20 protein-coding genes are annotated in these 18048 nt (G+C 58.4%); 7 read left to right on the top strand and 13 right to left on the bottom strand.

Annotated features, from left to right (window positions below; genetic code table 11):
• Nucleotides 1–243 precede the first annotated feature (243 nt).
• The gene (locus tag VGL70_18370; protein ID HEY3305492.1) at nt 244–588 is read left to right on the top strand and encodes a hypothetical protein; all 345 of its coding nucleotides are present in this window, start codon (nt 244–246) and stop codon (nt 586–588) included.
• Nucleotides 589–701: 113 nt separating this feature from the next.
• Nucleotides 702–1493, top strand: coding sequence for a class I SAM-dependent methyltransferase (locus tag VGL70_18365; protein HEY3305491.1), 792 nt, complete (start codon nt 702–704; stop codon nt 1491–1493).
• On the opposite strand, the gene VGL70_18360 is transcribed toward VGL70_18365, so the two are convergent.
• Nucleotides 1478–2188: an ABC transporter substrate-binding protein gene (locus tag VGL70_18360; GenBank protein HEY3305490.1), complete on the bottom strand. Its 711-nt coding sequence runs from the start codon at nt 2186–2188 to the stop codon at nt 1478–1480. The genes VGL70_18365 and VGL70_18360 overlap by 16 nt on opposite strands.
• Nucleotides 2189–2701: 513 nt before the next feature.
• Here VGL70_18360 and VGL70_18355 point away from each other — a divergent pair.
• Nucleotides 2702–3550, top strand: coding sequence for a Ku protein (locus VGL70_18355; protein ID HEY3305489.1), 849 nt, complete (start codon nt 2702–2704; stop codon nt 3548–3550).
• Entirely contained in the window at nt 3547–4371 is an 825-nt protein-coding gene (locus VGL70_18350; protein ID HEY3305488.1) for a tetratricopeptide repeat protein, read from the top strand. The genes VGL70_18355 and VGL70_18350 overlap by 4 nt, the downstream gene beginning before the upstream one ends.
• A gap of 156 nt (nt 4372–4527) precedes the next feature.
• Here VGL70_18350 and VGL70_18345 read toward each other — a convergent pair whose 3' ends face one another.
• The gene (locus VGL70_18345) at nt 4528–4749 is read right to left on the bottom strand and encodes a DUF3185 domain-containing protein (GenBank protein ID HEY3305487.1); all 222 of its coding nucleotides are present in this window, start codon (nt 4747–4749) and stop codon (nt 4528–4530) included.
• A gap of 32 nt (nt 4750–4781) precedes the next feature.
• Nucleotides 4782–4949, bottom strand: coding sequence for a DUF1328 domain-containing protein (locus VGL70_18340; protein ID HEY3305486.1), 168 nt, complete (start codon nt 4947–4949; stop codon nt 4782–4784).
• Between the two features lie 343 nt (nt 4950–5292).
• Here VGL70_18340 and VGL70_18335 point away from each other — a divergent pair, with 343 nt between their 5' ends.
• Nucleotides 5293–6030, top strand: coding sequence for a dienelactone hydrolase family protein (locus tag VGL70_18335; protein ID HEY3305485.1), 738 nt, complete (start codon nt 5293–5295; stop codon nt 6028–6030).
• 71 nt (nt 6031–6101) lie between these two features.
• On the opposite strand, the gene VGL70_18330 is transcribed toward VGL70_18335, so the two are convergent.
• The 10 genes from VGL70_18330 to VGL70_18285 all read right to left on the bottom strand — a co-directional run bounded on the left by VGL70_18330 (nt 6102) and on the right by VGL70_18285 (nt 15941).
• A complete protein-coding gene (locus tag VGL70_18330; GenBank protein ID HEY3305484.1) occupies nt 6102–6431 on the bottom strand; it encodes a hypothetical protein in 330 nt (109 codons plus the stop codon).
• Between the two features lie 5 nt (nt 6432–6436).
• On the bottom strand, nt 6437–6715 hold the full coding sequence (locus VGL70_18325) for a DUF3553 domain-containing protein (protein ID HEY3305483.1): 279 nt from the start codon (nt 6713–6715) through the stop codon (nt 6437–6439).
• Between the two features lie 31 nt (nt 6716–6746).
• The gene (locus VGL70_18320; protein ID HEY3305482.1) at nt 6747–7619 is read right to left on the bottom strand and encodes an alpha/beta hydrolase; all 873 of its coding nucleotides are present in this window, start codon (nt 7617–7619) and stop codon (nt 6747–6749) included.
• Nucleotides 7616–8095: a Mov34/MPN/PAD-1 family protein gene (locus VGL70_18315; protein ID HEY3305481.1), complete on the bottom strand. Its 480-nt coding sequence runs from the start codon at nt 8093–8095 to the stop codon at nt 7616–7618. The genes VGL70_18320 and VGL70_18315 overlap by 4 nt, the downstream gene beginning before the upstream one ends.
• 88 nt (nt 8096–8183) lie before the next feature.
• Nucleotides 8184–8780: a lytic transglycosylase domain-containing protein gene (locus tag VGL70_18310; GenBank protein ID HEY3305480.1), complete on the bottom strand. Its 597-nt coding sequence runs from the start codon at nt 8778–8780 to the stop codon at nt 8184–8186.
• 266 nt (nt 8781–9046) lie between these two features.
• Complete coding sequence (locus VGL70_18305) at nt 9047–10480, bottom strand: UbiD family decarboxylase (GenBank protein HEY3305479.1); 1434 nt, start codon at nt 10478–10480, stop codon at nt 9047–9049.
• A 114-nt stretch (nt 10481–10594) separates the two neighbouring features.
• Entirely contained in the window at nt 10595–11563 is a 969-nt protein-coding gene (locus VGL70_18300) for an ABC transporter substrate-binding protein (GenBank protein ID HEY3305478.1), read from the bottom strand.
• A 64-nt stretch (nt 11564–11627) separates the two neighbouring features.
• Nucleotides 11628–12842: a CoA transferase gene (locus tag VGL70_18295; GenBank protein ID HEY3305477.1), complete on the bottom strand. Its 1215-nt coding sequence runs from the start codon at nt 12840–12842 to the stop codon at nt 11628–11630.
• Nucleotides 12843–12940: 98 nt separating this feature from the next.
• Complete coding sequence (locus VGL70_18290; protein HEY3305476.1) at nt 12941–14206, bottom strand: CoA transferase; 1266 nt, start codon at nt 14204–14206, stop codon at nt 12941–12943.
• A 154-nt stretch (nt 14207–14360) separates the two neighbouring features.
• Nucleotides 14361–15941: a UbiD family decarboxylase gene (locus tag VGL70_18285; protein ID HEY3305475.1), complete on the bottom strand. Its 1581-nt coding sequence runs from the start codon at nt 15939–15941 to the stop codon at nt 14361–14363.
• Nucleotides 15942–16239: 298 nt separating this feature from the next.
• Between VGL70_18285 and VGL70_18280 the strand changes: the two genes are divergently transcribed.
• A complete protein-coding gene (locus tag VGL70_18280; protein ID HEY3305474.1) occupies nt 16240–17124 on the top strand; it encodes an ABC transporter permease in 885 nt (294 codons plus the stop codon).
• The gene (locus tag VGL70_18275) at nt 17125–17991 is read left to right on the top strand and encodes an ATP-binding cassette domain-containing protein (protein HEY3305473.1); all 867 of its coding nucleotides are present in this window, start codon (nt 17125–17127) and stop codon (nt 17989–17991) included.
• The last annotated feature ends 57 nt before the right edge of the window (nt 17992–18048 follow it).

The following is an 18048-nucleotide window of genomic DNA, read 5'->3' as shown; positions in this document are numbered from 1 at the left end:
GGTGATCGAGCGGGCCCGGGAAAACATTGTTGCCTCCTCGGAACAAACCTAGGCTTAAGGCCGAGCCTGCTCTGGAGGGAGGCTGATGTGACACATATTTTTTTGAGGGAAAGCCCTCAGGGGGACGGCGAGACGAAAAAGTCAGGTATCCCCCGCCTGAGTTTCAGGGCTCTACCGGATTGTGGTCAATGGACGGCGGGCTAAAATAGCGGCAATAATTCGATGCGTTCGAACTTACCAACAATGAATTCCCGTCGCATCCGGCGGCTGTATTTAACCTGCGAGTTTCTCGTCTTCCTCTATCTGCTCTTCGGTCTGGTCGATCTTCGTGGCGCGAAAAGTCCGTCTCCGATCACGCCGGCAGAATCCTCCGTCATGGCCGCCGAAGCGCCGTCCGACCTGCCGACCGCACATCGTCTCGATCGCGCCGTGCTTTGGGAAAATACTCCGCCGGTCCCGGATTCATTCAGCGCCGGACGCAGACCGCAGCGCATAGAGAATCATCGCTCGTCGCCGCTCGATCTAGCCCGGTCGCGTGGTTATCGAGTCAGTCTATCTCTCGCGGACCTGCCTCGCTTCGCCTCATAGCTTCAGGTTCCCTGCTGAAAAAGGTATGTCAGCCTGCCTCCGTCGCGAGGAAGGTTGCACACGGCTTTTGAAGCCACAAGCAGAGCTGGGCGCTGGTCAACGGGAGAAAAAACATGATGAACTATGTCTCTGAAATTAAAACCAAGGTAGGAGAGTCCCTGCGTGATCGCGGCGTCATCGGAACCGTCATAGCCTGTATCCGAAGCTCCCTCCGGCCGATTCTCGACGATCAGCGCGTCATCAATTTCAGGGAGCGCAGATTTGATCGCAGCTTCGGGGTGGATACCGCCGGCGTCATTCCTCACGAAGATTTGAAAATCGACGGTCCATCGGCGGCGCACGCGATTCACTATCAAGCGGTGCAGCCCGTTTTGCTGCAGCATGCCGTCGCCGGCTTGCCGATAAACTATCCGGATTACACCTTCTTGGATTTTGGCTGCGGCAAAGGAAAAGCCCTTCTGTTGGCTTCTTCTTTTCCTTTCAAAAAAATCGTCGGCGTCGAGTTGTCGGCGGAACTGACGGAGATCGCCGCGTCGAATTGGGAGAAGTACAAGAGCAAAAAGCAACGATGCAATACGTTGGAGTTGGTCTGCATGGACGCGGCGAGATTTCCGATCCCCGAAACCCCTCTCGTCTGCTTTTTTTATAATCCGTTCAGGGCGGAGATTATGGCGCGGGTGCTAAAAAATATCGAGGAGTCCGTGAGGCAAAATCCCAGGGACCTGATCATCCTGTATTTATATCCGGAGGCGGAACATTTGTTCGAGAAGAAAAGCTTTTTGGTGAATATGAGAAGACGCGCCTGGTGCTCCATCTATCGAAATAACACGCCGGAGAGGATCGCGGCCGGAGCTTCGGTCGGGCTTTTAGGACGGGAGAGTAACGAACTTCAGCGGGGACGCTGAGGCGCCGTCTGAGCTAAGATCCAATAGGATACCACAGTGGTATCGGGACGGGGCCTTTTGGCTTGAAGCTGGTTGACTCGGGTCTCTCGCAATTTCTGCAGCAAGTCTTGGAAAGAGGCGCCGCTCAGCACGCGGCTGAACTGGGACCGATAGTTGTTGACGACGCTGACGTTCTCGACGACGACATCGTAAATCCTCCAGCCGCTTTTGTCGGAACGCAATTTATAATTTATCGCGATCTCATCTCCTTTCGCCGGGACGATTTTGGTGGCGACCTCGGAAAAGTCTCCGTCCCTGATCTCGCGGAGGTAGATGAATTTTTCGCCCAGGTAGGGATCGATCTGGTCGAGATAGGACGCTTCCAGCACATCGGTGAACAGCTTCACGAACTCGGTCCGCTCCTGCTTCGTGCGCCCCTGCCAATGCGATCCCAGCGAGCGCTTGGCCATCTCGGCAAAATCGAATCTGCGGCCGAGCGTCTGGCGCAATTGGCTCTGGCGCTCCTTTTTTCTTGCGTCGGATCTAAGGCGAGGGTCCTGTTGGATGGTTTGGACTTTCTCGTGCGTCGTGCGGATCTCGTCGGTTGCGCTCCCCGCCCTCGATGACCCAGGAGCCGAAAGCAAAAAGATTCCGACTGCGGCACAAACCTGCGCGGCAAGTTTCCCGCGCAGTAAATCTATCGAACCGAGTCCCATTTTCTTCTAGTGCCAGGTTCTAGAAAGATACCTCCGGCGAGACAAAAGGTCCGTCACCATGTAAGCGACGATCCGATAGATCTCTTCCTCGTTACGGATGTAACACCGCGTCTCTTCCGTTAGCGCAGCAATCAGGTCCCCCAGGGTGCTCTTGGTCGTCTCTTGAGGAACGCGATCATGCCGTCGCGCGTGAACATGCCTTTGTGAATGATCTCTTGCTAACGAGCTTGTGAAAGCCACGTACCCTCCTTTAACATTGATACGACGATACGACTCCGCCCCGTAAATCTCGGGACACTGCTTAAGCTATCCCGGGAGGCATTCGGAGACCATTAGGTGAAATCCCTATTTCAAATCCGGAAGATCCCTGAGAAGGGACAAGCCAGGGAACAGCCCGGTCGCGGCGAAGAGACGTTTGGGAGATCCTTTGCCCAACCCGGGCCAGGAGGCCGCGCCGGCTTTTCGCTTCCTATTCTTTTGTGCTAGGCTGAGCACCAGGAAAGGGAGGCGGTCATGGCTGCACGTTCGCTCGGCTCCGGCACGATCTCGTTCGGACTTGTTTCGATTCCCGTACAGCTCTACACGGCGACCTCGTCGCAAAAGATTTCGTTCCATTTACTGCACGCGAAGTGCGGATCGAGGATCAAGCAGCAGACTTATTGTCCAAAATGTGAGGAGGTCATCGATCGCAGCGCGTTGGTGCGGGGCTATGAATTCAGCAAGGGCGAATACGTGCGGTTGACCGAGGAAGAGCTCAAGTCGCTCGAGCAGGAATCTTCCAAAATCATCGATATCGCCGAGTTTGTCCCGCTTCCGAAAGTGGACCCGATCTACTTCGAGAACACCTATTACCTCGGGCCCGACAAAGGCGGGGAAAAGCCGTACCGGCTGCTGGCCGAGGCCATGGCCAAGACGTCCCGCGTCGCGCTCGCGAAGCTGGTGATGCGCGGCAAAGAAAACCTCGTGCTTATCCGGCCGGCCGAACAGGGACTCATGCTGCACACGATGTACTACGCCGACGAGATTCGAAACTTCGGCGAGATCGACCGAGGCCAAGCCGCCGCCGTCAAGGAAGCGGAGTTAAAATTGGCGATTCACCTGATCGACCAACTTTCGAGCGAAGAGTTCAGGCCGGAACAGTATCAGGACGAATATCGGTCGCGCGTCCTGGAGCTGGTGAACCAGAAGATCGAAGGCAAGCAGGTGACCGTCGTGGCCGTCGAGCCGCAGCGCGGGCAGGTCATCGACCTGATGCAAGCGCTTAAGGAGAGCTTGGCGAAGCAGGCCCCGCAAAAGAAGGCCGCCCGGGCCCGTCGAGCCGAGCCCGTGCCGGCGAAAAAAGCCAGAGCCGGCAGGAAATGAAAAGCCACTTCACCACCCGCGAGGTGGCGAAGATTCTCGCCCTGCCCGAATGGCGCGTTCGTTCCTGTGTTCGGGCCGGGTTCCTATCCCCCGTTCGCGGCCCGCAGCGGCATATCGCTTTCACTTTCCAGGATCTTCTTTTACTAAAAACCACCAAGGGGCTGCTTGGCGCGCGCGTTCCCCTGCAGCGGATCCGGCGCATTCTTCATTCGTTGAGAAAGCAGCTTCCCAAAGAGCAGGAGATTTGGAACGTCAAGGTCTACGCCGACGGCAAGCGCGTCGTGGTGTGGAATGGCACTGCCCGATGGCAACCGGACTCGGGTCAGTTTCTTTTTAATTTTGCCGCTAAGGAAGTCGCGCAGCGGGTGAACTTGCCGCCGGCGAAGAAGCCCGCTCCGGCCCTTAACGCGGAGCAGTGGTTTAATTTAGCCTGCGAGCTGGAAAGAACTTCCCCCGAGGAATCGCGCCGGGCCTATCGCGAGGCTTTAGCGCTCGATTTTTCTCTGGTCGAAGCGCACATCAACCTCGGCCGATTATATCAGGAAGCCGCGGAGTACGAAAAAGCGGAACGCCACTATCGGGCGGCGATAGCTCAGGATCCCCATCCCACTCTGGCTTACTTCAACCTCGGTGTTCTGCTGGAGCAGCGCGGGCGCATGGAAGAGGCCATTGCCACTTACGAAGACGCATTGGTCAATGACGCAAGCCTCGCCGACGCCCATTACAACCTGGGACTCATTTTCGAAGCGCAGGATCGAAGAGCGGAGGCTTTCAAGCATTTTCGGGCGGCACGAAAGCTCTACGGTCCGGGTAAGAAGTAGTTACTCAGGATTAAAACAAAGCGGGCGAAAGACCTCCTGTCCGAGGCGCGAGTCGAACAAGCGATCTCTCTTCGCGGTGGGCGGCAGCTTAATAACAAGCGCCCGGGCTCATGGGCTGAGCTCCGGGCGCTGCGCGATTTGAAGGGCACTTAACGGTTAGTGTTGTCGAGTGCCGGCAATGAGCAAGACGATGCCGCCCACCAGGGCGATACCGCCGAAAATGGGTGGAAGCGGGATGCTCTTATCTTTTTCCGCGGTCGCCTCGATGGGTCCGATATCCACCACTTTTTCGCGTGTCTTATAGGGAATTCCCTGATAAGCGAAGGACAGAACCGAGACCGCGATCAGGATGATGCCGATAAGCATCGCTGGTTTCATTTTAATCCCTCCCTGGTAGACGCCCTCTTTGGTCAGACGATAGGCCCGCGGCGGCCGGCGATCAGGCTGACTAGGAACAGCACCATGAAAACGACAAACAAGATCCACGCTATCTGCGTGGCCGCACCGGCGATCCCGGTGAGACCCAGCAAGCCAGCGATGAGCCCCACGATCAAAAACGTCACTGCCCAGTTAAGCATAACGACCTCCTTTTTTTATGAAATTGGCGGGCAGATTCCGCCTACCGCGTTGGTGGTACAATAAACATGCCAAACCAATGAGCCAAAAACCCATGCAATTTGAAGGTCTACGCTTTCATGAGCGAAATTCTTTACGCGGAATTTTTTCCGTTCCGAGTAAAATTGATACGATGGCGTCCGCGCGCAGCTTGCCCTGCTCGTTATAAAATAGAACGGTCTTCGCGCGCCGACAAAATTTTTGCGCGTGCCGCGACGGTGGGACTGGATTTAAATCTTGTTTTTAGCTATATCAAAAACAACTTTACCGGATTGCGGTACCAGCTGAAAAAAGGAGGGAACTCGAATGGCAGAAACGATACCGCACATCGTCGCGCCTAATGATCCGGCCTTGACCTCGGAGATGGTGCAGTTTCCCGGCCCGACCGGAAACGTCAAGGCCTATCTTTCTCACCCCAAGGATGGGAAGAGCCTCGGCACGGTCATCGTCATTCACGAAAACCGCGGGCTGGTCGATCATATCAAAGACGTCGCGCGCCGCTTCGCGAAAGAAGGGTTCGCCGCCTTGGCGGTCGATCTGATGTCGCGGATCGGGGGAACCGATCAGTTCAAGACCCCCGAGGAGGCGATCGAGGCGATCAAGAAGATCAACGGCAACATGGTCGTGGAAGATCTCACGAGCGCCGTCGCCTATATGAAGAAGCAAGGTTTCGCCAACGGCAAGGTCGGCGTGGTGGGATACTGTTGGGGCGGCGGGCAGTCGCTCAACTTCGCCACGAAGTGCAAAGATCTCAACGCCGCGGTGGTATACTATGGGCGCAATCCCGATCCACTCGACCAGGTGCAGAATATTCCCTGCGCCGTGCTCGGCAACTATGGGCAAGACGATCCGAACATCATGCCCGGGGTGGAGCCGCTGAAGGCGGCCTTGCAGAAGTTCGGCAAGAACGCCGACATCAAGGTTTATCCCGGCGCCAAGCACGCGTTCAACAACAACACGAACGCGGACCGCTACAATCCGGAAGCGGCCAAAGACGCCTGGCAGAGAACCGTAAACTTTTTTAAGAAGAACCTGGCGGCTTGATCAGGACTGAGTAACGAGTGCTGAGTGCTGAGGCGAGGGCGAACTCATGCTCAGTCCTCAGGCCTCAGCACTCAGTCCTTTTTTTCCAGCTCGGGACGCTCTCCGACGGCGGTGCGCGCCAAGTCCGGGGTGATGAAATAGGGCCCCTCCGTGACGTCGCTCCAGATCTGCGCGGTGAGATCGGCGTTGCCGCCGGAGAGGATGAAAGACAGCGCGCCTACGGTCAATCCCCAACCCACCGATAGCGCCTTGACCGGCACGAACATCGCGTTGCCCACGGTGAGACCCACGCCCATGCCGGCGGCCTCGATGGGATCGGCCGCTTGGAGCGGCAGCGGAAAGAGGGCCAATATAAAGACGACAGCGAGGACCAACGGTGGGAGCTTCTTCGAGTGCCGCATAGCCGCTATCCTTTCAGAGCGAAAAATTTCGAGCGCAGCGCGTTGACGCCGTGCGAGGGATTCCAGTAGCGGCGGACGCCGAAGTAGTAGCAGCAGCTCTGGTTGTCCATGTCGTTGTTAAATACGCGCAGTTGGCCGTCCTGAAAGCGCACGCGCGCGAGACAGGTCCCGCCCGGAACCGAGGAAGTCATCACCTCCACGACGACGCCGAGGCCCCATTGCTGGTAACCGTCGTGGGTGACTTCATCGCCGACGCGCAAAAATAATCTCTTTCCTTCAGGCACGCCTCGAACATAACAATCTTGGAGTTTTGCGTCAACGGGTGAGAAAGGCCGTCACGACCTCCGCAAGTTCGGCTGGATTATCGTGATGGACCATGTGGCCGGCGTCGCCGATCTCAGCTAGAGAACGGCGGGCGATGGCGGTTATTCTTTCCGCGATGTCGGGTCGCGGCGTTTGACGGCTCTCCTTGCCGTTCACCAGTAGAACCGGACATTCGATCCGGCGAAAAAACTCGACGGCCTGTCGGGAATAAAAAGGCTGCGGCGCCGCGGTGCGGTGCAGCGGATCGAATTTCCAAATCCACTTTCCGCCGTCGGTCTGTTTCATTCCCGAGCGCGCCAGCTCCAACGCCAGCTCCGGCTTGAGACGGGGATTCTTTCGCCTGAGCCGCTCGGTGGCTTTCTCCAGCGTCGCGTACTCGACGATTTTTCTGTGGGACAAGGCCTTAACTTCCGCAAGCCATCTTTCCATTCGCGGCGGGGAATCGACGAATTGCATGGCGATGGGCCCGATGCCCTCGACCAGAACAAGCTTTCGCACCCTGTCAGGGAACGTGCCGGCGTAGAGAAACGAGATGGTCCCGCCCATCGAGTGGCCCACTAACGTTATCGTTCGCGCGTCCAACGATTCGACCAGTCGGTCCAAGTCCCACACGTAATCCGGAAAGTGGTAATAGCCGCCGACGCCCACCCAGCCGCTGTCGCCGTGGCCGCGGCAGTCGGGGGCGATGATCCACGCCGGCGCGGACGATTTTTTTTCCAGCTCCGCGACGAACGGCTCCCAACTCCGGGCATGATCGAGGAAGCCGTGAATGAGTATCAAGGGCTCCGCCGCCGGATCGCCCCATTCGAGATAGTGAAGTTTAAGCCCGCGCGAATCGATCGCGCGGTCCCGCGGCGGCTTCATCGGGAGACTTTCCTCAAAGGGATCTCGACGAAATCTTTTTTCATCTCCACCCAGGCGTAGGCCGCGATGCGCTTCACCGCGCGGTCGTAAATCGAGACGACGATTTGAGCCGCGTCCGGAAAGATCGGCTCTCCGAACGGCATGGCGAAGGCCTTGTCTTCGGCGGAAAAGTAGGCCTCGTGACCGGGGTGGGAGTGATAAAAGGCCTTGATCTTAGCGCCGGCGCGCGCCGCTTCGTCGAGGGTCGATTCCAGTTCTTTGGGGTCCATCGCGTAGGCAGTGGCGGCTTCGCGCGGATAGGTTTCCGGATCGAGCGCGTGGAGCTGGTTCTGGATGTTTTTGAACCGCCGGACTTCCTCGCCGCCGCTGCGCTCCAGGACGACGCCGCAGCACTCTTCGGGAAAGGCGTCGGCGGCATGGCGCGAAATCTCCGCCCAGGCGGTCTCGGTCAATGTAATTTCCGGCGCACGCACCATGATATTTCAGGAATCGTCGCCGATATCCTTTATCACAAGTCGATGCTTTGAGGGAGAACTTCGCGGAGTGCGGGAGAGCAAAACAATCTCAGTCGAACCGGCGAGCGTTTCTGCGGTAGTCCTGATAGGTCGAAAGGACCCTCGTGGCGTATTCCAGCGGCACGTCGGTTTCTTCCAGCAAGAGGTTCTTAACTCGCGTCGGGCCGCGATTGTAGGCCGCCAAGGCCAGCGTCATGTCCTGAAAGTTACGCCTGAGCGAGTGGAGATAAAAAACGCCGAGCTTGATGTTGACGATCGGGTCGTCGAGATCGGGATCGTCGGCGCCGACGTGCTTGTCCGATCGATAAACGGACTTTCTTTCCTGAGCTATCGATTTAGCGATCTCCGGCTGAATCTGCATCAGGCCGCGGGCGCCATCTTCCGCCTCGGCGCTGTGCTGGAAGCCGCTCTCAACCTTGATGATCGCAAGAACGAGAAAAGGATCCAGGCCATGGCGCTTGCTTTCGTTCTGAACGGTGTTGGACACGTCCCAAACCGCACCGTCTTCGGCATAGGCCATTCCCTTTTTGACTACCGAGTAGATCTTAAGCAATTCGACTGCGTCCCGGTCGCCTTTGTTGTCGCGCTCGACCCAATGGGCATTGCCCGCTTTGGAAAGCTGGCTCGGCGCGAGCATCAGGGACATGGACAACAGCGTCGCAGCTAGGGCCGGGCTTTGGCTAGACCGTGGCAGATGAAAGCTTTTTGGGTGGAATCTCATAAAGGGGAAAAGACGGAGCAGGGTTCGGTGTGATGGATTAGGGGGGAGAGTAGCACCGTGACCCCTCGCTTGTCAATCGCGCGGTGAAGAAAACTACAGCTAATAGTGGGGCTCTGAGCAGAAGAGTTCTATTAGTTGCAAAAAAGACCAAACGGCGCCGGTAAAGACGCCCAAGCGCCAAACCCGGTTTGTCAGCGCTGCTTACCCAGAATGGGCGCCCATTTCTCGCGGATCTGCCGCTCGTATTCGGGCGTGAAGGTCATATGCTTGCCGAATTGCTCGATCCAATCCCAGGGCTTGCAGGCATCGATCAATACCCGGCCGCAGGTCAGGTCCCACGACTCCCGCTTCTTGGGGCTCATGATCGGGTCGACCCGCGTGCTCACCGTGCCGCGCACGATGTCGATCTGCTCTTCGGGCAGGCAGCGCGTGGTCATCGCCCAAAGCACGTCGTTCAAGTTCGACGGGTCGATGTCTTCGTCCACGACGACGTAGTATCGATAGGCGCTGTTCGACCCGCGGACGCCGACCGCCGTGAGCAGCGCCATCTTCGCGTGGCCGGCGAAGGCCTGTTTCAACGAGATGACGATAAAAAGGCCGTTGGCGTGCGCCCAGACGCCGCGGATGCCGGGCAGCGCGCTCTTTTCCAGCGCGTCCCAGACCGCGATCGCGGCGTGCGTGATCGTGCCGACACTGATGTTGCGGTTGTTCTGGTGCGGGCCGGTCAAGATCGGGTCGTTACGGTGATAGACCGCTTTGATCTTGATAACCGGCTGGGGATGCGGCTCCTGGCTGTAATAGCCGGGCCATTCGCGATACGGCCCCTCGGTGCGAGCGTCCACTTCCGGCGGCGGCACTTCGCCTTCGATGGCAATTTCCGCCCGCGCCGGGATCGGGAGGCCCGTCAACTCGCCCTTGATGATCTCGATCGGATGGCCCGCGATGCCGCCGGCGACCTCCAGCTCCGATTTTCCCCAGGGCGAGCTGCCGGTCGACGCCTGAAACAATTCCACCTGCTGGCCGTAACAGGCAACCACGGGACAAGCTTTGCCCCTGGCCCAATATTTTTTTGCGATGATCATGCCGTGGTGATGGGGCTCGACGAAAAATCCGACCGTCTTCTCGTCGTGAATCATCTGCCGGTAGGTCCCCATGTTGACCCAGCCCTCGTCCGGGTCGCGATTGATGACGAGGGTCGTCGTACCGATGTAGCGGCCGCCTTCGAGCGTGCGCCACTTGGGCGTGGGAAATTTTAGAACGTTGACCTTGTCGCCGCGGTCCTGGTTCTCCAGGATCGGCCCGGAGGCGACCTCGCGCGGCGGGATGAGAACGGTCTCCTTGCGCTTTTCCTTCATCGCGCGCGCGATCTCCAGGTCGCTCAAGTCGGTCGGCAGGCCCAGGGCCAAGGCTTGCTTCCGGGGGCTGTTCTGCACGTTGGTGAGAACTCGAAAACCCGCCGGATACCCCGGTATCTTGTCGAACAGGAGAGCGGGATTGTCCTCGGTCTCCTGCGTCATCTGGGAGATCGCGCCGATCTCCAGGTCCCACTCGGCGCCCTCGATGACGCGCAGCATGCCGAGTCGGTCGAGCGCGCCAAGGTAATCTCTCAAATCGGTAAAACCCATGAAGCGATTCCTCTCTTAAAGTGTCAGTCGCCCTTTGACAGGCTCAGGGTGACCGGGTCAGCGTTGTCCGTTCGTGCTGAGCTTGTCAAAGCATGAACGGAATTTTCGGTAAAGCTACGGCTTCCAGCCGCTGGCCTTCAACTCTTCGCTCGCTTTGCGCACGAAGCTCAAATCGAATACGTCGGCGGTTTTGATCTCGCGCTGCACTTTCGTCGCCTTTTTCATGTCCTCGATCATCGATTGAAGAATTTTGTCGCTGCTGAAACCGTCGCGGAGAATCAACTTGGAATCGATGTCATAGATCTTATTGGCCAACTCCCGGTCGGTCAGCCTGAGAGCGTCCATCATGTATTTGAGCGCCGCCTCCCGTTTGCTGAGGAAGAAAATCATGCCTTTGAGGCCGGCGCGGATGAAGCCGGCGATCTTTTTTGGATTTTGTTTGATCTTTTCGTCCGACGTGGCAAATCCGCTTTGGACAATGTTGGCGTAGTCAGCCGCGGACGCGAGTTTCGTGAAGCCTTCCTTCTGGGCGACGACGCTCGTCGAGGTATTAAAAAGCGACGCCTGAATCGCCTTTCCTTTCATTGCCGGGTAACGGACCTCGTCGCCTCCCAGGACGACGAGATTGACGTCTTTCGCCGGGTCGAGACCGTTTTGCTTCAAGATCTCTCGCGCGACGACGGCGAGCGAGCCTTCGGGAGACATGATCGCGACGTTCGCGCCGCGGAGTTGCGCGATCGACTTGATATTCGGCTGCGCGATAAGATCCCACGAGGGCTTGTCCTGAAAGATCGTGAGAATTTTAACCGGGACACCCCTGACCGCCGCTGCGAGAGCGCTGCCCGCGTTGGTGAAGAAGTCCACCTCGCCGGCCAGCGTCGTCCGTATGGCGATCTCGCCGCGGATGCTGAGAAGCTCAAGATGGAGTCCCTCTTCTCTCAGGTAACCTTCTTTCTGCGCGATGGTGAGACAGAACACCGAGTTGTTCATCGAAGGATAGGCGGCGCGGACATTTTCCGCCGCATGCAGGGATAGGGGAGCCAGCAGCAGAAAACCTAACAGCAGGGAAGGTAGGTGTTTCATGTTCAACGACCTCCTTTTCTCCCTCACGCCAACCCTCTCCCTCAGGGAGAGGGTGAGGGTAAAGCTAATCGATAACGCCTTCTTTTACCAGCCCTTCGTAGTCCGCGCGGGACAGGCCTAAAAGATCGCAATAAAAATATTCGTTGTGCTCGCCGAGCAGCGGATCGCGCTGCGCCGGGCCGGGCGGCGTCTTCGTGAGCAGAAACGGCGGCCGCTGATAGTGCATCTTGCCGATCTCCGGGTGCTCCAGCTCGACCCACTGAGGTCTAGCTTTAAGCTGCGGGTCTTCGTACACGTCGCACATCCGGTTGACGACTCCGGCTTTGACTCCCGCTTTTTGAAGCTTGGTCATGACCTCGCGCGCCGTGAAGCCGCGAGTCCACTCGCCGACGTTGCGGTCGAGCTCGTCTTCGTTGGCCTTGCGCGCTTCGTGTGAAAAAAATTTCTTGTCGCTCATCCAACGTGGACTGCCCAGCGCGCGACAAAATGCTTTCCATTCGATCTCCGAGCTGACGCTGAGCACGCACCAACTGTCGTCGCCTTTGCACGGGTACGCGCCGTGCGGCGCCGCGTCGGGATCGCGGTTGGCGTTCCGGCCGGCGACTCTGTCGTTTACTTTGTAATCCAACAGAATCGGCGCCAGGTACTGGAGGCCGGTCTCGTATTGCGCGGTGTCGATATAGTTTCCCTTGCCGGTCCGCTTCTTGTAATCGAGCGCGGCCAAAATCGCCACCGCCCCGTAGGCGACGGCGATGTAGTCGATGTACGGACCGTAGAGAATCTGCGGCGAGCCGTCCGGATAGCCCGTGAGATGCGTAAATCCCGCCAGCGAAGAAAGCTGCGAGCCGAAACCGGCGTGATGCGCGTGCGGACCGCTCTGGCCCAAGTTGGAGCTGGAGAGCATGATCAAATCGGGCTTCACCTTCTTCAGATCCTCATAACCGAGGCCGAGGCGGGCCATGGTGCCGGGACTGAAATTCTCGATGACCACGTCCGACCACGTGACGATCTTTTTCGCCAACTCTGTGGCCTTGGGGGATTTTTTTAGATTGAGCGTGATGTCGAGCTTGTCGTTGTTGCAGAGCGCGAAAAGGCCGGAGCGGTTGAGGCCGTGGATGTTGTCCTTGTACGGCGGATAGTGGGCGCGGAACCCGTCCGGGCGCACTTTGGATTCTACGTGGACCACCGTCGCGCCGTGGTCGACCAGATGCTTCCCGACCACCGGTCCGGCGGCGAAGGCGGCGAACTCGACGACTTTAACGCCCTTCAGAGATTCCATAAAAACAGCTTTCAGCAGTCAGCCATCAGCATTCAGCAAAACTTCCCTCACCCTTGCCCTCTCCCTGAGGGAGAGGGCAAGGGTGAGGGTGAAAGCGTCTAGATGACTTTTTCTTTTCGTAGCTTTTCTAATTCGCTCTTTGTCATTCCCAACTCTCCACAATACACTTCTTCGTTGTGCTCGCCGATCCGCGGCGCGCGCCGCCAGATCCGGCAGGCGCCCTCGCTGAACTTGGCGAAGCCGCCAGGGTAGGTGATCGAGCATCCAAGCTCGGGATGGTCGATCTCCTGCCAGAAATCCCGCGCGGCGTGCTGCGGATCTTCGAAGACCTCTTTCACGCTCGCGACCGGATAACCAAGCATTTCCCGCCTGACGACCTCTTTGAAAAATTCCGCCTTCGTTACCCCGGTGAAGAATTTAGCGATCGGCTCTTCCATCCGGTCGATCTCGTCCTGTTTCACCTTGGCAATATCGAACGTCTGCCAATCTTTTTGCTTGAGAAAATCCGGCGCCATCTCCTTGCCGTTCATCCACTCGACCAGCGCCTGGTTGGTTCGCCGGCCCGCCTCGCCGCCGTAGATGATGAAATTTAAAAATCCGTCTTTACACGGCCAGAAAACTCGCATCTTCGCGCCGGTGATGCTCCGGCCGGTCATGAAAGAGCCGGCGCGTTTCTCCAGATGGCGGTTCAAATCCCAAAAGGTGTGCGCATGGGAGAACGCCCACAAGAGGCAGGCCTGCGCCGAGACGTCCACGTGTTGTCCTTCGCCGGTCCTTTGTCGATGGGTGTGCGCGATCAGCGCGCCCATCGCGGCGTACGATCCGGTCCACGAGTACGCTTGCGGAAACGTGACGCGGAGCGGCGGCCGGCCGGGATCGCCGGTGAGCGACATGCAGCCGGAGAGCGCCATGATCTCGATATCGGACGCGCGGAATTTGCCGTAGGGTCCGGTCTGGCCGAAGGGCGTGATGGAGGTTAAGACCAGCTTTGGGTTCAGCTTGCTTAGAGCGGCGTAACCGATCTTGAGCTTGTCGAGGTAGCCGGGCGTGAAGGTCTCGAGAACAAAATCGGCCCTGGCCGCGAGCCGGGAGAAAATTTCACACCCCTTGGGCGATTCGAGGTTGAGCGTGACGCCGCGCTTGTTGTTGTTGAAGCCGAACCAGTAAAGGCTTTTTTCCGGATCGCGCTCGTCCTTGAAGAACGGGCCGAGCCGGCGGGCGGGGTCGCCGCCCGGACGCTCGATCTTGATCACGTCGGCGCCGAGATCGCCCAAGATTTTGCCGCAGAGGAATCCCAGCTCGTCGGTCAAATCCAGGACGCGGTACGGCGCGAGCAGTCCTTCACTTCTATCGCCCGCAGTCATAATGATCATCCTAAAATAACCACAAAGAACACAAAGATCGCATAGAAGGATTTTTTTTGCGTTCTCTGCGGTTAATCCGACATCTCAAAAAAAAGGGCAGGGGACTTAGGCCCTGCCCTTTTCGTAACCGACTCAACTAGCAGCGCCGTCCGTACTATCTTCCCGTGCGCGCGAGCGAGTGGACCCAGCCCTGCATACGCGACTTGGCGTTTTGAATATCCTTGTCGGTAAAAAACTTCTTGAGATCGATTTTCCCGACCGGATAGACCGGGCGCATGAAGTCGCTTTCATAACCAAACGGCACGGTCGCGTCGATGCCCATGCCGCCTTCGAACATCGTGTTCGATGCGGTCCACTCGCGCTCGCCGGCGGTCATGCGCTCGGCGGGCATAAAGGTCTGGCCTCTCCCGCCCGGCAGCGGGTTGATGATATCCGTCTTGGGATTCACGCGGGTCGTAAGACACCACATGACGTCGTCCATGTCGTACGGGTCCGTATCCTCGCTGACCGCGATGACGAGCCGCGAGCCTTGCGACGTGGCCAGGATCGCGGCCATGAAGTTCCGCTGCCAGCCCTCTTCGATCTTGTTTCTCTTCTTGACCTGGATGATCGCTCCGCCCCAGTCGGTCATGCAGTAGGGGATGTTCACGTCCATGATGATGCCGGGCTGCATGCGCTCGCACAGCTCGAACATGGCCGCCTCGCGCACCGTGGTATCGATGTTGTGGTCGTCGAGGGTGTGCACGCCGAGCGGGAAAATGATCGGCTTGGACTCGCGCTTGCGGGTGGTCACGGCGGTGACGTGAAAAGTGGGTGCCTTGTAGGCCTTGCCCATGTAGCCGGCCCACTCCGGATGGAAATGAAAGCGGCCTTGAATGCCGGCCTTCTCGGACTCGGCGGTTTCGAAGCGGCGGTCGCGCGGATTGACGTAGCCTTCGAGCACGACTTCGGCGTCGGCGACGGCCAGAGCATCGACGGTGCGCGCTTTCACCAGCCGCACGGGAGAGCCCTGGACCGCGCCCGCGCTGCCGACCTCGTCGCAGCCTTGCGGCAGAATGACGTAATCGAAGCCGGCGCCGGCCATCAACGTGCAGGACGGCGGCACACCGAAGTTCATCGTGATCGGGACCAGCTTGTTCGCTTTGTAATACTTGGTGACGACCTGCCACATGTGCGAGCCCGGCGAGATCTGAAACGTCGCGACGTTGCCCCAGCGGAAATTCATGCGGTTGTAGCCCAAGTCCGTGCCGCCGTCGAAGTATTCGCCGGAGATCAGCCGGTTGCCGGAGCCGACGGTCAGCTCGGGCTCGATCTCGGTGTGCCGGATCGGCACGACGAATTCGGCGGCGTCGGTCGGCTTCTCGTAAACTTCTTCCTGAACCGGGGCGTCTTGTTGATCGATGATGACGGGCTTCGACGGATGGGTCAGCGCATAGGCCAGCTTCCTCGTGCGGTCGGCGTGATCCTTCCAGCCGAACATCTTGCCGATGACGTTCATGTCGCCGAAAAGGTTCGTGACGCAGCGATGCTTCGGCTTGCCCTTGATGTTGTTGAAAAGAATCGGGCAGCCGCCGTCCAGTTGTTTCTGGATGCCCGTGATCTCCAGGTTGGGATCGACCTCTTTGTCCGTGACGATGAGATCGCCTTCCTGTCTCAGCCATTCGAGGGCGCTGCGCAGATCTCGGATAGCCTCGGACCGCGGGGCCCCAGAGATTTTCTCCATGGGCTTGCTCATTTCTTTCCTCCGCTAATTGGGAATTCTATGCCCGGCCTCAAGACCGCGATCGCGGCCCGGCCGCTCTTTAAGGATTTGGATCTTGCTCTTTCCTGACGGCGCGGCGCGATCAGGGAGAGTCTTTTTTTCCCGTCAACAGAGAATTTTCTTTATCCTATGCGACTCAGAAAGTCAACCTTGCGAACTCGTTCGGAGGCCGCCCGCGCGACGTGAATCCCTTCGAAAATTTCGCCGCCGCCAATTACATTGACAGGGTTTGGGACGCGTCATAGGATGGCCGGCACGGAGAAATCTATTGATGGCGTCTGCCGATTACACACGACGGGACGAGGTTCCGACGCTCGACGGCGAAGCCGGCTCTTTGCCGGGAGTCTCGGACGTTCCTATCGCCCGCGGCAAGCCGCGCGCCGGCCGCCAAGCGCTAAAAGACAACGGCCTCAGAATCGCCTCGATCCTCGCGCTGCTGTTTATCTGGTGGCTGCTGAGCCTGATCTTCCCTCCGACGTTGGTGCCGAAGCCGTGGGACACCTTTGTCGAAGTCGGCGCGATCATAAGCTCGGGCGATCTTTTCGTCGAGATGAGCAATACGCTCCGCCGCGTCTTCGTCGGCTTCGCGCTCGCGATGATCGTCAGCATTCCGCTCGGAGTCTTCATGGGGACGCTTCGGAGCCTGGAGAGTTTTTTCGAGCCGCCGGTGGTCCTCGGGCTCACCATGCCGGGGCTCATCTGGGCGGTGCTCGCGATCATGTTTTTCGGCCTGACGGAAACCAGCGCGTACGCGGCGGTGGCGGTCACGATTCTCCCCATGCTCACGATCAGCATCTGGCAGGGGACCAAATCGATCGACAAGGATCTGATCGACATGAGCCGGGTGTTCCACGCCGGTCCGTGGTCGAAGATCGTGGACGTGATCCTGCCGCAGCTCATCTCGCACATCCTGGCGGCGATTCGCTACGGCCTCGGGCTCGCCTGGAAAGTGGTCGTCGTCGTGGAAATGTTCGGCTTCAGCAACGGCGTCGGCTATCGCGTGGTGCGCGGTTTCAATACCTTTTCGATGAAGGCCGTGCTCGCCTGGACGATCACGTTTCTCGTCGTCATGATCGTGATCGAGTTCGGCATGATCGGCTGGCTCGAACGCAGCGTCACCCGCTGGCGCCCGCGCGTGGAAGCGTGGAGAAGGTAGATGGCTTATGTGAGCGTCAACGGCGCGGTAAAGTATTATTCACGCGAGGATGGCTCGGAGATGCTCGTCCTGAACGGCGTCTCTTTCGAGGCCAGAGAGCGGGGAATTACCGCGCTGCTGGGGCCGTCGGGCTGCGGCAAGTCGACGCTCCTCAACGCGATCGCCGGCCTAGAGAAATTGGATCAAGGACAAATCCAGTTCCGAGTTTCGAGTCCTGAGTTTCGAGTTGGAGATCGGAGAAATCCGGATGAAAACCCGGAACTTGATCTTGCAATGAACGCAAGATCAACCCTGAGCAAGGTCGAACGGGCCGCAACCTGGAACCCGAGACTGGGTTATGTTTTCCAGGACCCGCGCCTGCTCAACTGGAAGCGTGTGGAAGGGAATCTTATTTTTGCCCTGAGAGGCATGAAGGTCCCGCATGGCGAGTGGGAGCGGCGGATGGAAAAATATCTCGACCTGGTCGGCCTCAGCGAATTTCGCCGGCAATTCCCGCTCTACCTTTCCGGCGGCATGCGCCAGAGAGTCGGCCTTGCCCGCGCTCTTGCCGTCGAGCCGGAGCTGCTACTGATGGACGAGCCCTTCAGCAAGCTCGACCAGTTGACCTCGCGCAAGCTGCGCCAGGACGCGGTCGAGATCTGCGCGCGCCTCAAGCAGACCGCGCTTCTCGTAACCCACGACGTCGAGGAGGCGGCCTATATGGGCGACCGGATCGTCATCTTCTCGGCCCGCCCGGCGCGCATCGTCGAGGTCGTGGACAATCCGCTGACGCTCGCGGAGCGCGATTTCGATGATCTGAACTTTATTCAGTTCAAGAAGAAGCTGCTGAATATAGTTTTGAAGCTTGTGGATCAGGAGGGAACATGAAGAAGGCATTAGGCATCAGGCGACAGGCAATACCCCCTCTCTGTCTCCCCCTTAGAA

The sequence above is a fragment of the Candidatus Binatia bacterium genome (genome assembly GCA_036504975.1).
In the GTDB taxonomy this organism is placed as follows: domain Bacteria; phylum Desulfobacterota; class Binatia; order UBA9968; family UBA9968; genus JAJPJQ01.
The sequence above is the reverse complement of the archived record's forward strand: the minus strand, read 5'-3'. Positions and strand labels throughout refer to the sequence as shown.

Excerpts from the sequence above, each read along its gene's own strand:
- VGL70_18370 (HEY3305492.1), top strand. The coding sequence starts at position 244 with ATGAATTCCCGTCGCATCCGGCGGCTGTATTTAACCTGCGAGTTTCTC.
- VGL70_18365 (HEY3305491.1), top strand. The coding sequence starts at position 702 with ATGATGAACTATGTCTCTGAAATTAAAACCAAGGTAGGAGAGTCCCTG.
- VGL70_18360 (HEY3305490.1), bottom strand. The coding sequence starts at position 2,188 with ATGGGACTCGGTTCGATAGATTTACTGCGCGGGAAACTTGCCGCGCAG.
- VGL70_18355 (HEY3305489.1), top strand. The coding sequence starts at position 2,702 with ATGGCTGCACGTTCGCTCGGCTCCGGCACGATCTCGTTCGGACTTGTT.
- VGL70_18350 (HEY3305488.1), top strand. The coding sequence starts at position 3,547 with ATGAAAAGCCACTTCACCACCCGCGAGGTGGCGAAGATTCTCGCCCTG.
- VGL70_18345 (HEY3305487.1), bottom strand. The coding sequence starts at position 4,749 with ATGAAACCAGCGATGCTTATCGGCATCATCCTGATCGCGGTCTCGGTT.
- VGL70_18340 (HEY3305486.1), bottom strand. The coding sequence starts at position 4,949 with ATGCTTAACTGGGCAGTGACGTTTTTGATCGTGGGGCTCATCGCTGGC.
- VGL70_18335 (HEY3305485.1), top strand. The coding sequence starts at position 5,293 with ATGGCAGAAACGATACCGCACATCGTCGCGCCTAATGATCCGGCCTTG.
- VGL70_18330 (HEY3305484.1), bottom strand. The coding sequence starts at position 6,431 with ATGCGGCACTCGAAGAAGCTCCCACCGTTGGTCCTCGCTGTCGTCTTT.
- VGL70_18320 (HEY3305482.1), bottom strand. The coding sequence starts at position 7,619 with ATGAAGCCGCCGCGGGACCGCGCGATCGATTCGCGCGGGCTTAAACTT.
- VGL70_18315 (HEY3305481.1), bottom strand. The coding sequence starts at position 8,095 with ATGGTGCGTGCGCCGGAAATTACATTGACCGAGACCGCCTGGGCGGAG.
- VGL70_18310 (HEY3305480.1), bottom strand. The coding sequence starts at position 8,780 with ATGTCCCTGATGCTCGCGCCGAGCCAGCTTTCCAAAGCGGGCAATGCC.
- VGL70_18305 (HEY3305479.1), bottom strand. The coding sequence starts at position 10,480 with ATGGGTTTTACCGATTTGAGAGATTACCTTGGCGCGCTCGACCGACTC.
- VGL70_18300 (HEY3305478.1), bottom strand. The coding sequence starts at position 11,563 with ATGAAACACCTACCTTCCCTGCTGTTAGGTTTTCTGCTGCTGGCTCCC.
- VGL70_18295 (HEY3305477.1), bottom strand. The coding sequence starts at position 12,842 with ATGGAATCTCTGAAGGGCGTTAAAGTCGTCGAGTTCGCCGCCTTCGCC.
- VGL70_18290 (HEY3305476.1), bottom strand. The coding sequence starts at position 14,206 with ATGACTGCGGGCGATAGAAGTGAAGGACTGCTCGCGCCGTACCGCGTC.
- VGL70_18285 (HEY3305475.1), bottom strand. The coding sequence starts at position 15,941 with ATGAGCAAGCCCATGGAGAAAATCTCTGGGGCCCCGCGGTCCGAGGCT.
- VGL70_18280 (HEY3305474.1), top strand. The coding sequence starts at position 16,240 with ATGGCGTCTGCCGATTACACACGACGGGACGAGGTTCCGACGCTCGAC.
- VGL70_18275 (HEY3305473.1), top strand. The coding sequence starts at position 17,125 with ATGGCTTATGTGAGCGTCAACGGCGCGGTAAAGTATTATTCACGCGAG.